This is a genomic window from Pseudoalteromonas sp. 2CM41L (assembly GCF_023161905.1).
Taxonomy (GTDB): Bacteria; Pseudomonadota; Gammaproteobacteria; order Enterobacterales; family Alteromonadaceae; genus Pseudoalteromonas; species Pseudoalteromonas atlantica.
This window is the reverse complement of record NZ_JALNTN010000026.1, coordinates 19138-34339: the sequence shown is the minus strand read 5'-3', so window position 1 is coordinate 34339 and position 15202 is coordinate 19138. Positions and strand designations below refer to the sequence as shown.

Below are 15202 nucleotides of genomic sequence, written 5' to 3'. Positions count from 1 at the left end.
CAGCTTACAGCTTACAGCTTACAGCTTACAGCTTACAGCTTACAGCTTACAGCTTACAGCTTACAGCTTACAGCTTATAGCTTACAGCTTATAGCTTACAGCTTACAGCTTACAGCTTACAGCTAACTTATTCCGCCGCTAAGTAATCTAAAACCACTTGGTGGTGATCTTTGGTTTTAAACTTATCAAATAAGTGTTTAATTTTACCGTCTTGGCCTACTAAAAAGGTTAAGCGGTGAATACCATCGTACTCTTTACCCATAAACTTTTTGTAGCCCCATACGCCAAATGCTTCAGCGATGGCGTGATCTTCATCGGCGAGCAAATCAAAGTTAAGCTCTTTTTTAGTTTCAAAGTTTTTAAGGCGCTTAATAGGGTCTGGGCTAATACCTACAACGCGGGTGTTAAATTGAGCAAGCTGCGCTTGTTGGTCACGTAAGTTTTCGGCTTGAACCGTACAACCCGGTGTAGAAGCTTTAGGGTAAAAGTACACCAGTACTTGTTGCTCTTTTAACAGCTCACTTAAGGTGACTGTTTCGTCGTTTTGATTTTGTAAGCTAAATTCTGGTGCTGTATCACCGGCTTGTAATGGGCTAATTTTGTTCATGCTGTGCTCCTTAGCGAATACGTTTAAAAATATAATCTACGTTAAGACTGTGCGAAAGGTTTTCAAAGGTCACTTTAAATTGGTCTATATCAACCTCTACTGGGATATTAAACTCAATTTCGCAGCGCATTTTAGTGTCGGTTTCTTCATCGTAGGTGTCTGACTTTAATGAGCAGATACTAATGTGGTGATCGGCAAAAAAACGCGTTACTTTACTCAGTGTACCTGGGGTGTCTATCCCTGTGTATTCAAGGGTATAGCCTGCGCAAAATTCACTTTCGGTGTGGCGAGTGGTGCTGCGCTTCATCATGGTGAGTAGGCCTAGCTCCATGCCTTTAGTAGGCAAGGTGTGCTCTATGCGGCTAATGGCCGACATATCGCCGCTTAGCAGCATGGTAAAGGTAAATTCGCTGCCTAAAATGGCTATTCGGCTATCTATAATGTTGCAATGACAATCACTTACAAGCTGTGTAAGTTCACTTACAATTCCCGGTCTATCTTCGCCAATAGCGGTTAAAACAATTTGATGATTTGAAAATGCAGTCATGAAGTTTAATACCTACGTTTTTTGAAATATAACAACCGAGTTGGTATAGCCCGCGGCGCATACACTACGTTGCACGGCGGCGAAGTTTAACACAAAAAGCGCCCTAAACTACATAGGCACTTAATTAAAGGCGCTTTAAAGCGTTGTGTTCCTTGTTTTTACTGGCACAGGAAAGTACCATAGCTAAAATTTGTCTTTTTGTTGTGATTGATTTTATAACACTTAGGTGTGAACTTTATTGCAATTAGACAGCCAAATAATAAATGTAAAGTTAATGTTGATTTTACACTGAACCAAATTCGGTATTACCCACTCATATACGTGTAAAACAATTAAAGGGTATGCTAAGGAGAAATATCTGTGCAGTATTGGATCCCAAAAGCACTTGCAGTGAGTGTATTGGTAAGTTTATCAGGGTGTAATGTTTTTATTAATGAAGCGCACAACGAACGCAATTATCGTACGCATGAAGGTGTTAAAACCCCGCCATCGTTATCTCAACCAGCGCAAGATCCGGTTTATAAAATGGATGTGGGCCAATACGATAACAACCCTGAGGCAACAAACTATCGTCCACCAGCACAGGTTTTAACTGTTGCTAAAGGTAGCTGGGTAGAAGAGGGCGATAAACAAGCGCGTATTTACTTTGATAAAAACGATGGCATTGTTGATTTAGATGAATTTGTTTGGGACTCAATTAAAGCGGTTATTGCCGAAAATAATGCAACAACCACAAAAGAAGATAAGCTGCTTGGAATTATCGAAACCGACTGGTACTCAATAATTAAAGCTGAAGAGAGCTGGTTATGGGGCGATGAGGTAAGCGAAAACCAAGAGCGCTTTAGATTCACAATTGAAGAAAAATCGCATCAGCGTACTGCTTCGTTACGCGCTGAACTTATTGACTTTAAAGGTGATGATACGTTAACCGATTTACTTAAGCAGCAATTAGAAGTACGCGCGCTTAACCAAGTTGTGGCTGAATTTGATTATCGCTATCGTCAGTTAGAAGTAGAAAACCGCAAGCGCCAAGGTATTATTTCTTTAGAAATGGGCTTTGATAACAAAGGCAATGCTGCACTTGTTACTGAGCAATCATACGATGCAGTATTCGACCGCTTCTCGGGCTTTTTAGAGCGCCTATCGTTTACTATTGTTGAGATTAAAACCGATACTGGCTTAATAACTGCCGACTACAACAAGCCAGAAAGCAGTGTATGGGATTCTATTTGGGGCGACGAAGTTGCGCAGCTTCCAATTGAAGAAGGCCAATACCAAATTTTAGTGAGCAAAACTAAAGAAGGCGGTACAAGCTTAACCTGGATGGATGACAAAGGCGAAACACTCGAACCTGGCACCATGAATGGTTTACAACAAGCGTTAGAAGCAGCACTTATTCAGCGCGGCATCAAAATTTAATAATTAATAATAAGTTTTTACTACAAAAAGAGCGCTTTGCTCTTTTTGTAGTTTTTATGGATTAAAAAATATGTCTCAGTTACCTCCTCGCGGGCACTATACGTGGCGCACTTGGTTTACTTTTTTAGTACCGTCGTTAATTGGTGTGTTTTTATTTATGACACCCATTCCTACCGCAGACGGGATGACCATTCCTATTGCGTTAATGGCTAAAGGCGTGCAAGCGTTGATGTCTGGCTCTGCGCAAGCAATTATTACCCTTATTATTTGTATTACTGGCGTTATGTCGGTGATCACCAAAGTATTTAAACCCGCCGCTATTTGCCAATCACCCCTGTTAAAGCATTTATTTGATGTAAGTGTAGTGTGGTTAGTGGTGCGTTTATTCGGTATGGCGTTTGTGCTAATGACCCATTTAGGGTTAGGTAGCGAGGCAATCACCTCTGCAAACACAGGCGCTTTGGTATTAAACGACTTGTTACCTGTTTTGTTTTCGGTATTTATACTGGCCGGTTTATTACTGCCTTTACTAATTAACTTTGGGTTATTAGAGCTTGCAGGCACTATGCTAACCAAGGTAATGCGCCCTGTATTTGGCGTACCTGGGCGAAGTGCAGTTGACTGTACTGCGTCGTGGTTAGGTGATGGCAGTGTTGGTATTTTAATGACCGCAAGGCAGTACGACCAAAAGCACTACACGCAGCGCGAAGCCGCAATTATTGGTACTACGTTTTCGGCGGTTTCTATTACCTTTAGCTTGGTGGTTTTAGGCCAAGTGAAATTAGAGCACTTATTTGCCCCATTTTATGCCACCGTATGTTTAGCCGGTGTGGTTGCCGCTATTATTGTGCCGCGCTTACCGCCACTTCGCTTTAAAAAAGATTTGCTTATTGATGGTAGTGAGCCAAATCGCGATGCTGAGGCTATCCCAACGGGTAAAAGCTTAGTAGGGCACTCACTTGATGTAGCATTAGCAAAAGCCAATAACTCGTCGGGCTTTAAAGGTACCTTAAAAGAGGGTGTACATAATGCGCTTGATATGGTGTTTGGTGTACTGCCTGTTGTAATGGCCGTAGGAACATTTGCACTTATTATTGCTGAGCACACGCCGGTATTTCAATATTTAGGTATGCCGTTTGTGCCATTTTTAGAGTGGTTACAAGTACCCGAAGCAGAGGCCGCGGCACAAACTATTATGGTGGGATTTGCCGATATGTTTATTCCGTCAATTTTAGCTGCGGGCACCATTGAAAGTGATGTAACTCGCTTTATTATTGCCGCAATGAGCGTAACTCAGCTAATTTACATGTCTGAGGTTGGCGCACTTTTACTGGGCAGTAAAATACCGGTAAACATTGTTGAGCTGTTCGTTATATTTATTTTACGTACACTTATTACGCTGCCGGTTATTGCCTTAATGGCGCATTGGTTAGTTGGCTAGTAGTGTATTTTAATTATAAAAAGCCCTGATTTATCAGGGCTTTTTTGTGGCTAGTTATTTCAATTACCCTAATACTTAACATTCTTAAGTGGGCAAATTGATACTAAATCCGAATGAAGATTAAAAACGCCTTGCCACTGAAAGAGTTAAAAAGTTTAAACCTGGGTTAGGTTCTTTAAATCCGGCGTTTGAGTAATGAATAACCCGAAGCGCTACGTTAGTGTGGCCAAAGTCTGCAACTAGGCCAATACGGTCTTCAAATTGGTAGTGAGTACTAATATTTTTGCCCGCAAATTTAGTTTCATCAATAAGCGATACGCCAATACCTGCTTCAATATAAAACGGGGTATTATGAAAACTAAAAGCAGGAAACTGCAGTACGGGCGACATAGCCAAAACAAGATTAGATTGCGAGTTGTCACCATGGCGGTATTCCCACATATTAACGCTGGTTTCAAAATAAAAGCGCGCATCGCCCACTAAGTTTTGTAAGCTAGGGGCATGATATTGATAAGCCAGCTTAACGCCATTCACGTTGCCTTCGCCCTTGAGAACATCTACGGCGTAACCATGATTAGACTGCGCAAACGCCGTGTTACCCCATACTGAAATAACTAAAAATAGAATAAGTGTGAAAGTTTTATATACCGTTTTCATAACTGCCAAATTGGTGTGTGAGTCGAATGAGTAAATAAATGATAAGGGCGGGCCATTCACATTTTCAATGAGGACAAAATGCCGCTTGTTTATGGGGTGTTAACAGTGAAGGCTTAACTAATTGAAAATAAATAGTTTATTTAATTGGTGCTGTTTTGGCATTAATAAGGTGCATTTTTGTGTCTGTTTTTGTGGCTTAAAATCGCGTAATTTAGCCACATCTTAATCACACACATGGTCACGCTCATGAAACTTTTTAACACTATTTTTATTGCTGCTGCCTTTTTTAGCAGCGCGTTATTTGCGCAAACGGCGCAGTCGCCTCAACATATGCTTGAAGGCGTTGCCGATACGCTTTTTAGCGATATTGCAAAAGTAAATGCACAAGGCGATGCAAGCAAAGCCGATATGGCGCGCATTGTAGAGACGCGTTTAATGCCAAACATAGATATTAAGTTTGTGTCGTTTAAATTGCTTGGTAAGCATATAAAAGGCATTGAGCGCGAGCAAGCTGTACGTTTTATTGATGCAGTAGAGCATTATTTAACAGGTACTTACGCAGGTGCGCTAATGAAATACACCGGCCAGCAAGTAGTATTTGAACAAGATACCTCGAAAAGCGACTCTGAGTACGCTACAGTTAAAACGCAAATTATTGAGCCAAACGCGCCCGTGATTGATCTGCATTTTAAGCTGCGCCAAGGTAAAGACCAGCAATGGAAAGTTTACGACATTGTTGCCGAAGGTATTTCGCTTTTAAGCGCTAAGCAAAAAGAGATAATTCAACGTATTTCTGATGTAGGCTTGGAGCAAGTAATTACCGAACTAAAAAATAAATAGTTCACTTCCTGATTAAGACCCTCTCCAACCACAAAAGCAGCCGCACTAAAGTGTATTGGCTGCTTTTATATTTTCTTAATATTCATCTACTTTAAGCTCGCAGCAAAAAAAAGGTGTGATAGAATATCAGCACGTCGATTAAGCGTGGTGTCAGCTAAAAACTGCTATAACTGACGCCTCATCAAGCTACACTGGAGTTGTGCTGTTTTAATGGAAAATGTACTGATTTGGCCAAAGGAATACCCATTACTTATTAAAGGACTTGTAGAACAAAACGGTGCCTTTATTTTAGATGCTTTAGAAGCTTGGCCTGCATGTCGTTCTACTATTGAAGATGACGGTGTATGCACCACTGTGCTACCACCCATTTACTATTTGATATGGTTAACCCCGCTTGAACCCTTTGAAGAGTGTTATTTTCAGCATATTAGTGAATATGACGAAGATGCGCACGCTTACATTGCTGCTGTTAAAAATCATTATTTAGATAACGAATACACCAGCGAATCAATGGCGCTAATGCTGTGCCAGCGCCTAGAAAAATACGCCAGTGTGGCAGCGCAAAACGCACTTGATACGCCGCTTTCGTTGTTTAGCTTATTATTTAGTAAACGCTATTTTTCGTTAATTGAACATGCTCTAAATAGTGGCAGCAAATTAAGTGCACACGATACGCTAGCACTGTGGCAAGAAGTTGATTTTAGAGAGCGTTTAAGTGCTTTTCTACCTGAATCGGTTGCTGATTTAAACGAACTTACAGAGCTTGCCAGTCAAAAAGTAGCAAACGGTAAAGACTACTTTACGTTGTTAACGCAAGTATCGCCTGATGTTGATTCTATTGTATTGCTTGAAAAAGCATTACTTGCTCATTTAAGCCAAAAAAGCGCAAAGCAAACCATGGCGATGCGTTTTATAGAGCAAGGTGCCACTGGTACATTGGCTGATGAAAACAATAAAACAGCGTTTATGTGGGCAGCCGAAAAAGGCTATGTAAATGTGATAGAAACCCTGTTGGCTAAACAGGATCAAAAAGCGCAAGACACCTTAGGCAATACTGCACTGCATTATGCAGTGTTAGCTAAAAACGAAACCCTTATGGTGCTATTACTAAAAGCAGGTTACGACTTTAGAGCACGTAATAACGAAGGCTTAAGCTGTTACCGGTTAGCAGTAAGTATTAAAGCAAGCAATTTAGTTAAATGCCTTGAGCGCGATTTTGGTATAAAAGAGCTTTCGCCAGAAGGGCAGTTTAACCGCATTAAAAAGGTGCACGCCTTACACGCAATTGTCACTATTTTATTGCCATTGCAGCTGTATTTCTTTTTTGATGAAAGCATTGCCATAAAAAGTGAGCTGACTTTAATTTTTACACTGATTGCATCGGTGTGTTTTTTCTTTGCGGCGAGCTTAAAGCGCTGTGCGCTCTATCCACATATAAAGCACCCGTGGGGATTATTTGTGTTGCGTGTTTTTTCGTTGTTAAGCTTAATAGCTCAGCTTGGATTAGCCAGCATAGTTGCACTGGCTGCACTGAGCGAATTAGTGTAGCGACTGCCATGGCAAACTAAAAGCCTAAAAAAACGCGCTTACATTGTTATGTTAAGCGCGTTTTTTGTATGTATAAGCTGATATACCAATCCGCAATAATATCTAATCATTTTGCGGGGCTAAACGTGTCGCTATCTGCGTTAAAAAACTCTCATTTAGAACAACTAATTAGCGAACTTTTTGCCTTGCTATCAACACGTTTTTCCATCCTCAAAATAGATTACTTACTTATGCGGATTGGTATTATTTCAACTTTCAACTTTCAACTTTCAACTTTCAACTTTCAACTTTCAACTTTCAACTTTCAGCTTAAATAATTTATTTTGCGAATTAGTATTATTTATTGTATTCGTTAGCGGCTTTTTCCTCTGCGAGCTCTTCTTTAAGCTTACGTATTTTTAAGCCTTGCTCTTGTCCGCGGTGCCTTGCGTAATACGTGCAGCCAATAAACATGGCTGAGGCAAACACAAGCTCTAATAACACCCATATTAGCTCATCAGGTGCAGCCCATAACATGGTTAAGCCGTGTATAAAGTACAACATAACAACAAAGTTAGCCCAGGCGTAAGTGTAGGTGTTGTCTTTAATAAAGCCTCTTAAGGGCAACAGTAACGGGATTATAGGCACAAACAAGGATACAAAACTTGTGTTGCCATTTAGCGGAGGTACAAAGTACATCCACAGAGGAAATAAAAGTAATAAACCCACATAGCCAAAAATAGCGGTGCGCTGAAATTTTACAGTAATTGGCTTTTTAGCAGGGGTGTCAGCGGTATTCATTGAAGTCTTCTCGCAATGTGAGTGAGGCGTTTACCAACGCTTTGGCATATTTTAATTTCGTCTTTACTTAAAGTATTCGTATTACTACTGCCGGCTACATGTGTTGCCCCGTAAGGTGTGCCGCCGGTTTGCGTAGCTAGTAACTCTGGTACTTCGTAAGGTACCCCTAATAACATCATGCCGTGGTGTAGTAGCGGTAATGATAAATTAAGTAAGGTGGCTTCATTGCCGCCATGCATACTGCTTGACGATGAAAACACACAGGCTGGTTTATCTATTAACTGGCCTTTTAGCCAAAGATCGCTGGTGGTTTCCCAAAACGTTTTTGCTTGCGATGCCATCATGCCAAATCGGGTAGGTGTGCCAAACGCAAGGCCGTCGCAATTTATTAAATCATCTTTTGTAATTACTATATCGTGCGGATTTTTAGCAACAAAGGTACGCAATACGGCTGTGGCACCCTGTTGCTCTATAGACTCGGCTATTTCGTGCGCCATAGCCTCAACCGAGCCATGGCTTGAGTGATACAGTACAACAATGCGAGTCGTCATTATAATACGCTTAATACGTTTTCAGGCGGACGGCCAAGGGCTGCTTTACCGTTGTTTTGTACAATAGGGCGTTCAATAAGTTTAGGGTTGTCTACCATGGCGTTTATTAGCGCTGACTCGTTGGTTTCTTCTTTTAGGTTAAGCGCTTTGTAAGCATCTTCTTTTGTGCGCATTAGCTGGCGAGCTGAGCTAAAGCCTAATTGTTCTAAAAGTTGGCTTATTTGCTCATGGTTAAGCGGTGTTTTTAAATACTCTACTACGCTTGGTGTTACGTTGTTTTGTTCTAGTAATGCGAGGGTTTCACGCGATTTAGAACAACGTGGATTATGATAAATAGTAACTGACATACAATTAGTTCCAAAATGTAATTTGCCGCTATTTTAGGGCAAGCGCTGACAGACTTAAAGCCTTGCCAGCTCTTTTTGTAAACGGCGATACTGAGTAAGCAAGGCTTTTAGGCGTTGCTGTTTAACCAGCTCTGTGGGTTCTACGAAGTTAAGCGCTTTTTGGATTTCGTCTGCCGCTTTAATATACGCGCCATATTGCGATAACACATCAGCATTGGCCTCGTGATAAGCGGCAAGCTTGTCTTGCTTTTTATAGGCATCGGCTAATAGCTGTTTACCTAAGTTGTGGTCGGGTTTTTCAAGTAAAAAGCTTTTTAAAATGTTTTCAGCTAATTCAAACTGCTCAGCCTCTAATGCCGCATTTGCATAGTTTAAAGTTATAACTTGGTTGTTAGGGCGATAGTTGTTTAGTTCAGCCAAAAACTTTACCGCTTCGTCGGCTTTTTTTTGCGCTATTAGTAAATCGGTGTGGGTATCGATATAGAATAAATTTTTAGGACTTTGTGCTAATAACGGCTCTAAAATTTCGGCGGCTTCATCTAGTTTATCTTGATCAAGTAAGCTTATGCCCAAGCCGTATTTAAGCGCGGTATTGTTGTAACTGTTTTCGCGCATTAATTTTTTAAATAACGCTTCGGCATTTTCGGGCTTATTGGCATAACGAGCAAGTACTCGGCTTTTTGCTAAATTAAACTCAAGGCTTGGGTTTAAATGGCGCACAGGGAATTGCTCTGCACGTAGGCGTACGTCAGATACACGGCTCTCTGGCAATGGGTGAGTAAGTAAAAAAGCGGGTGGTTTGTACTTATATCTTATTTGCGCTGAAAGTTTAGTTAAAAATTCACTCGATGCACGGGCGTCAAAACCGGCGTTATTAAGGGTTTGCATACCAATTCTGTCGGCTTCTTGCTCGGCAGCACGGCTGTGAGTTAATTGGCTAAACGCAGCTTGGGTTTGGTTAGCCGAAATAATAGCAATACCTGCATCGGGAGCAACAACGGTGGCTAATATACCGGCTATCATGCCTGCAATAGTCAGTGCGCTGTTATCTTGCTGTTGCTGAATACGACGAGCTAAATGGCGCTGAGTTACGTGCGCTATTTCGTGCCCAAGTACAGAAGCAAATTGGCTTTCGTTATCTGATTGCGCAATAAGCCCAGTATGCACACCAACATGCCCGCCGTAAAAAGCAAAGGCGTTAATTTCGTTGTTATTTACCCAAAAAAACGAAAAAGGAAAACGCACGTCGTTAGCATTAGCCACAAGTTTTCGGCCAAGTGTGGTTAAGTATTCGTCTAAAACGGGGTCGTTTACTACCGGTGATGAGCCTCTTATTTGCATCATCATCACTTCGCCAATGGCTTGTTCTTTTTCAAGTGGCAAAACTTGTAGCGCAGACGTGCCTAAATCGGGTAGCGTAAAGTTTGTTTGTGCCTTTAACGGCTCACTAACCAGTAGGCTAAAGGTAAGCGCGGCACTGCATAAAGTGATAAAGGCTGATTTTAGCTGCATTTTATTCCTTGTTAATTTGTTCACCAATGGCAATTTTTGCTATGTCAATTTCATCGCTGCTTGCACGGCTGTCTTTTTCGCACAATTGGTAGAGTTCTTTTATTGTGACTCCATCAAGCTTTACAACGTTCAATTCCTGCTGCAAAAATTTAATAATTTTATGTACTACCTTATGTGCATGTAAAATAATGGCTTTATCGGCTTTGTCGCCGCGCTCAAAATAAAAGCCAATAAACTTATGGAGCTGATTTATGCGGATCAGGTTTTTCATTGAATGCGGATCCCATACTTTAAACTCCATAAAGCGGTTATCTTTAACGTATTGATCAATAATTATGTCTTTAGCATAGGGTTGCGCCCAGAGCTCAAAGCCTCGGTCGGTAAATACTTGGTGTAGCGCTATACGCGGCTTATGCTTGGTGTGTATTTCACCAAAATCATCTTCATAGCCATCAAGCAAGTCTAAGTTCCAATTGCGTTTATTGATCAGGCTTTTTACAGCATTATCAAATCCGTGCTCCAATATTCCTTCAGATTCGCTGACCGAAGAAGCAACAAGATGATAAAAAGGCGGGAGCTCTCCCCAGTTTATCTGCTTTTTATACCAATTAATCTCTTTGAGAGTTGGATTACTAGGTAGTTGCGCTTTATTATGCGTGCCAGGCATTAACTTATCCTTACTGCTAATTATGTTATAAGGATAAACCATTGCTGGAATGGTTTTAAGAAAAAGTTACTGCTGTTCACATTTTATAAATAGAATGACCGACAATATGCGACTTATTATTCATTTTACTTAGCGAGTAAAGTAGTTATGTTAGAGTGCGATTTAAAAAAATTTAAATGCCCACAACAGTTTGTACAATTTAAATTAGCGCTTCGTAATGCGCAGTCATCTAATAAGGCAATAACGTTTAGTATAAATAACGACGAAAGCGCAGATGATATTACGCGTTTTTTAAGCAAAAATGCATATACATATAAATTTGATCAACACCAAGGACTATTACTAGTGGAGCCATTGCATGTTTGAATACGTTAAAACATGGTACGAAAGAAAGTTCTCAGATCCTCATTCAGTCACCTTACTTTTTTTACTCATTGCCTCTGTGGCATTACTGTACTTTTTTGGCTCGTTAATTGTTCCTGTGTTAGTGGCATTGGTGATTGCTTATTTACTTGATTGGCCGGTTGTACACTTAGAGCGCTTTGGGTTAAAACGCTTTAGTGCCACAGTCATTGTAATGCTGATATTTACCGGGGTTATGCTTACCCTTATTTTGGTTATTGGCCCAGTGCTTTGGAAGCAAACCAGTAATTTAGTACAAGAAACCCCGCACATGGTAGAGCAAGGTAAGTCCTTTTTAATGGCCTTACCACAGCAATACCCCAGTTTAATTAATGCCGAGCAGGTCCAAGCTATTGTGGCAAGTGTAGAGGCAAAGGCGCTCGAATTTGGCCAAGTTATTGTCTCGTTTTCACTTACTTCTCTAAAAGATGTTGTGGCATGGCTTATTTATTTGGTGCTTGTACCCTTACTTGTATTTTTTATGCTTAAAGACAAGCTTGAGCTTACGAGTAGTGCCGCTACGCTTATTCCGCAGCAGCGACGGTTAATTTTGCAAGTGTGGCACGAAATGAACCAGCAAATAATGAATTATATTCGAGGCAAAGTATTCGAAATTTTAATTGTGGGTGGCACCTCGTTTATTGCCTTTACTGTACTTGATTTACGTTATGCAGCTTTACTTGGCGTGTTGGTTGGGTTTTCGGTGTTAATTCCATTTGTGGGTGCGGCATTGGTTACCATACCGGTTGCGGCGGTGGCGCTGTTTCAATTTGGTATCGAAACGCAGTTTTGGACCATATTAATAATTTACGGGATCATTCAGGCGCTCGATGGCAATGTATTAGTGCCCTTGTTGTTTTCTGAGGCCGTTGATTTAAATCCCGTATTTATTATTGTTGCAGTGCTATTTTTTGGTGGCTTATGGGGTTTTTGGGGCGTGTTTTTTGCCATTCCACTCGCATCGCTTGTAAAAGCGCTAATAAATGCCTGGTCATCTACACATGGAGAAATAACAAAAGAGCGGGCAGAGTAACGTACTTTTAGTTTAAAAAAGCATAGTAAACGCACCTAAGTTACTAATTGATTATTACCCAATGAGAACAAACTTATGTACTATTGGGTATAAGATATATTTTTTAGTAATAAAGGTGCGTTTTTAATGTCTGAGTTTTTATTGCACGATGAACAAGCAGCCCAAGTTTATCTTGATGCAAACGCTACAACACCTGTTTTACCCTGTATTGCCGACGTGGTGTCGCACACCATGCAAATTTGTTTTGGTAACCCTTCAAGCCCCCATATTAGCGGTATACAAGCTAAGTATTTATTAGAACAAACAAGGCAAAATGCACGCCATGTTATTGGTGCGCCCGATGGCGATATTCTTTTTACCTCAGGCGCAACAGAGGGCATACAAACAGCCATTGTTTCTACGCTCATTCATGCTAAAAATCATACGATTAAAAACCCTGTATTATTGTACGGGGCAACTGAGCACAAAGCGGTGCCTAACACGTTAAAACATTGGAATAGCGTTTTAGGCATTAACGCCCAATTACTGGCTATTCCTGTTGATAGTAAAGGGGTTTTAGATTTAGCGTTTATTAATGAGCACATAAATAACGCGCTAATGATTTGCACCATGGCGGTTAATAACGAAACCGGTGTTTATCAAGACTTAAACGCTATAGAACATACTATTCGCAGCCGTAATAAATCAGTGTCTTGGATGGTTGATTGTGTACAAGCCTTAGGTAAACAAGCGCTAGCACTTAGTAGTACCAGCATAGATTATGCCCCGTTTTCGGGCCATAAACTCTATGCACCAAAAGGTATTGGTTTTTTATACATTAAAAATGGCAGTGCCTATACGCCATTTATTGCGGGGGGCGGGCAAGAAAGCGGCATGCGCTCTGGCACTGAAAACCTACCAGGTATAGCAGGGCTTAACAAACTGTTTAACTTGCTGCTAGATAAAAACGATGACACGTTTAAGTCGGTTGAGGTATTAAATAGCTACAGAGCGCAACTGCTTAATGCGCTGCAAAGTACCTTTGGTGATATAACCTTTAATCACGATTTTTCACATTCTGTACCTACCACCCTTAATTTTGCTGTTGATACGCTTACCTCCAAAGAGGTTATTGATTTATTTGACGCAGCAGGCATTAGAGTGAGCGGTGGCTCGGCATGTAGTACAGGTGCAACGCGCAGTTTTGTGCTTGATGCAATGGGGGCAACTAATTGGCAAAGTGAAAACGCCATTAGGCTGTCTTTTGGGCCTGCTGCAACCGAGCAGCAAATTAGCCAAGCATGTAAGCGTATATGCTCGCTAAAGGCGGTATTAGAGGCCAATTGCTTAATTGTTTCTGACAGTGCCTCGCCAAAGCAAGAAGTATGCGCGCTGGGGTTAACACAATTTAGGCATAAAGGGGCGTGTAGCTGGCTGTATGTTAGTGACGACAACAGTGCCGTTATTATTGACCCGGTAATAGAGCTTATTCCGCGCTTTGAAAAAATAGTGAGCACACAACAGCTCAACGTAAAAGCAATTTTAGATACCCACCAGCACCAAGACCGTCCAAGCGCAGTGGCTTTGTTAAATGAAGTACTGGGCACAACGCATGCGCTGCAAAATAGCATTGAGCTTGGTACAAAAACGTTAACCATAAAGCCAACCCCAGGGCACAGTAAAGACAGCGTTAGTTATTTATTAAAAGAGCGCACCACAGGCCATATTAATTATTGTTTTTGCGGTGATTTAATTTTACCTGCAGGACTTGGCAATACCTCGCTTGAAGGGGGCAGTGCAACACAAATGGCACACTCACTTATTACCCTTGCTGAGAAAATGAGTGACGATACGGTTATTTGTTCGGGGCATGACTATCAGCAATGCTTTGCCATTAACTGGCGTACTGTACGTGCACAAACGCCTTTACTTAGCCCATTATTAGATGGAGAAATAAGTACGGCGCAATTTGCACAGCTAAAAGCACAACACGATCAGCTACATAGGCAAACCAGTAACCAATTGTGTGGCTATGTACAGGCGGCGGTGCAAACAGACACTAAGCAGCTAGACTTTACGCAAGCTAAAGCGTTACTAACGCAAAAAAATGTGTATTTAATTGATACCCGTGAGCCGTATGAACATGGCGCAATTAATGTGGCGGAGCTTTTTGCCGCGCCTTTAGCTAATACGCTTAATATTTCACTTAGCCGTATGGCTAACGCCATAGTACAAAATCAATTAAACCCGCAGCACACCTATATATTACTGTGTAGAAGCGGCAATCGTTCTAAAATTGCAGCGGCAAATTTACAGCAATTAGGCTTTGCGAATATTTATAACGTAGCGGGTGGCTTGGCGTTGGTGGGCTAATTATGGGCCTAGTTTTGAGGATGCTTTAACCACCTATAAAGCTAGGCGAATGCATACGATGCATTTTATGCTTTGGGCCTATAATGTTTCGAAGTTTAATTTGCAGCAGTGTGCTTGGTGTTTTTACATGGATGTAAGCCAGTAGCGTAACGCAGGAGCCGTTACAGAGCCCACTAGGGTACAAACCTCGCGCCAGGATTAAATTGTTCCTAGTTTGTACAAATTTTAATCCTAAAAGGTCAACAGGCCCTAATTCATGAATATTTAATAAATGTTGTTTAAACTATTAAATGCTTAAAATTTGTGGGTAATTAATTCATAAAATTTTTATGATACCGGTGTCAAAAGTAAAAAATTGCGTTATTATCTGCATCATAAATTATAAAAACAGCATTTTTATTGCTTTTTTCGTTATACTAAGCGCTTGCTTTTTTACTAGCACTACGCGCAATTAGCGAAGTCTTTTTACCTAAAACTGTTTTTAAATCATTAATTTAAA

15 protein-coding genes are annotated in these 15202 nt (G+C 40.9%); 7 read left to right on the top strand and 8 right to left on the bottom strand.

What is annotated here, in order from left to right; all coding sequences use genetic code 11:
* Positions 1-127: 127 nt before the first annotated feature.
* Both bcp and MTF64_RS19365 read right to left on the bottom strand, forming a co-directional pair.
* Entirely contained in the window at positions 128-607 is a 480-nt protein-coding gene (bcp, locus tag MTF64_RS19370; RefSeq protein WP_029774548.1) for a thioredoxin-dependent thiol peroxidase, read from the bottom strand.
* Between the two features lie 10 nt (positions 608-617).
* Entirely contained in the window at positions 618-1154 is a 537-nt protein-coding gene (locus MTF64_RS19365) for an ACT domain-containing protein (protein ID WP_029774547.1), read from the bottom strand.
* Between the two features lie 360 nt (positions 1155-1514).
* On the opposite strand from MTF64_RS19365, the gene bamC reads away from it, so the two are divergent.
* Complete coding sequence (gene bamC / locus MTF64_RS19360; protein WP_029772477.1) at positions 1515-2573, top strand: outer membrane protein assembly factor BamC; 1059 nt, start codon at positions 1515-1517, stop codon at positions 2571-2573.
* A gap of 70 nt (positions 2574-2643) precedes the next feature.
* A complete protein-coding gene (locus tag MTF64_RS19355; RefSeq protein ID WP_248452394.1) occupies positions 2644-4014 on the top strand; it encodes a YjiH family protein in 1371 nt (456 codons plus the stop codon).
* A 120-nt stretch (positions 4015-4134) separates the two neighbouring features.
* Here the strand turns inward: MTF64_RS19355 and MTF64_RS19350 are convergent, their stop codons facing one another.
* Positions 4135-4671, bottom strand: a complete 537-nt coding sequence (locus MTF64_RS19350) for an acyloxyacyl hydrolase (RefSeq protein WP_029772479.1) — start codon at positions 4669-4671, stop codon at positions 4135-4137.
* Between the two features lie 246 nt (positions 4672-4917).
* Between MTF64_RS19350 and MTF64_RS19345 the strand changes: the two genes are divergently transcribed.
* Together MTF64_RS19345 and MTF64_RS19340 are read left to right on the top strand one after the other, a co-directional pair.
* Complete coding sequence (locus tag MTF64_RS19345) at positions 4918-5511, top strand: ABC transporter substrate-binding protein (protein ID WP_248452392.1); 594 nt, start codon at positions 4918-4920, stop codon at positions 5509-5511.
* 210 nt (positions 5512-5721) lie between these two features.
* Entirely contained in the window at positions 5722-7059 is a 1338-nt protein-coding gene (locus tag MTF64_RS19340) for an ankyrin repeat domain-containing protein (protein ID WP_004589168.1), read from the top strand.
* A 336-nt stretch (positions 7060-7395) separates the two neighbouring features.
* Here the strand turns inward: MTF64_RS19340 and MTF64_RS19335 are convergent, their stop codons facing one another.
* The 5 genes from MTF64_RS19335 to MTF64_RS19315 are packed head-to-tail and all read right to left on the bottom strand — an operon-like array spanning position 7396 to position 10916.
* Complete coding sequence (locus tag MTF64_RS19335) at positions 7396-7839, bottom strand: DUF2069 domain-containing protein (protein WP_248452391.1); 444 nt, start codon at positions 7837-7839, stop codon at positions 7396-7398.
* A complete protein-coding gene (wrbA, locus tag MTF64_RS19330; RefSeq protein WP_154945798.1) occupies positions 7836-8390 on the bottom strand; it encodes an NAD(P)H:quinone oxidoreductase in 555 nt (184 codons plus the stop codon). The genes MTF64_RS19335 and wrbA overlap by 4 nt, the downstream gene beginning before the upstream one ends.
* A complete protein-coding gene (gene arsC, locus MTF64_RS19325; RefSeq protein WP_029772483.1) occupies positions 8390-8737 on the bottom strand; it encodes an arsenate reductase (glutaredoxin) in 348 nt (115 codons plus the stop codon). The genes wrbA and arsC overlap by 1 nt, the downstream gene beginning before the upstream one ends.
* Positions 8738-8791: 54 nt before the next feature.
* Positions 8792-10249: a M48 family metalloprotease gene (locus MTF64_RS19320; RefSeq protein WP_024034211.1), complete on the bottom strand. Its 1458-nt coding sequence runs from the start codon at positions 10247-10249 to the stop codon at positions 8792-8794.
* Position 10250: 1 nt separating this feature from the next.
* Positions 10251-10916: a hypothetical protein gene (locus MTF64_RS19315; protein ID WP_004589173.1), complete on the bottom strand. Its 666-nt coding sequence runs from the start codon at positions 10914-10916 to the stop codon at positions 10251-10253.
* A 147-nt stretch (positions 10917-11063) separates the two neighbouring features.
* On the opposite strand from MTF64_RS19315, the gene MTF64_RS19310 reads away from it, so the two are divergent.
* The 3 genes from MTF64_RS19310 (at position 11064) to MTF64_RS19300 (ending at position 14703) form a co-directional block, all read left to right on the top strand.
* On the top strand, positions 11064-11282 hold the full coding sequence (locus MTF64_RS19310; protein WP_248452390.1) for a hypothetical protein: 219 nt from the start codon (positions 11064-11066) through the stop codon (positions 11280-11282).
* Positions 11275-12351: an AI-2E family transporter gene (locus tag MTF64_RS19305; protein WP_096041482.1), complete on the top strand. Its 1077-nt coding sequence runs from the start codon at positions 11275-11277 to the stop codon at positions 12349-12351. The genes MTF64_RS19310 and MTF64_RS19305 overlap by 8 nt, the downstream gene beginning before the upstream one ends.
* Positions 12352-12477: 126 nt before the next feature.
* Positions 12478-14703, top strand: a complete 2226-nt coding sequence (locus MTF64_RS19300) for an aminotransferase class V-fold PLP-dependent enzyme (protein WP_248452389.1) — start codon at positions 12478-12480, stop codon at positions 14701-14703.
* Positions 14704-15202: the final 499 nt, after the last annotated feature.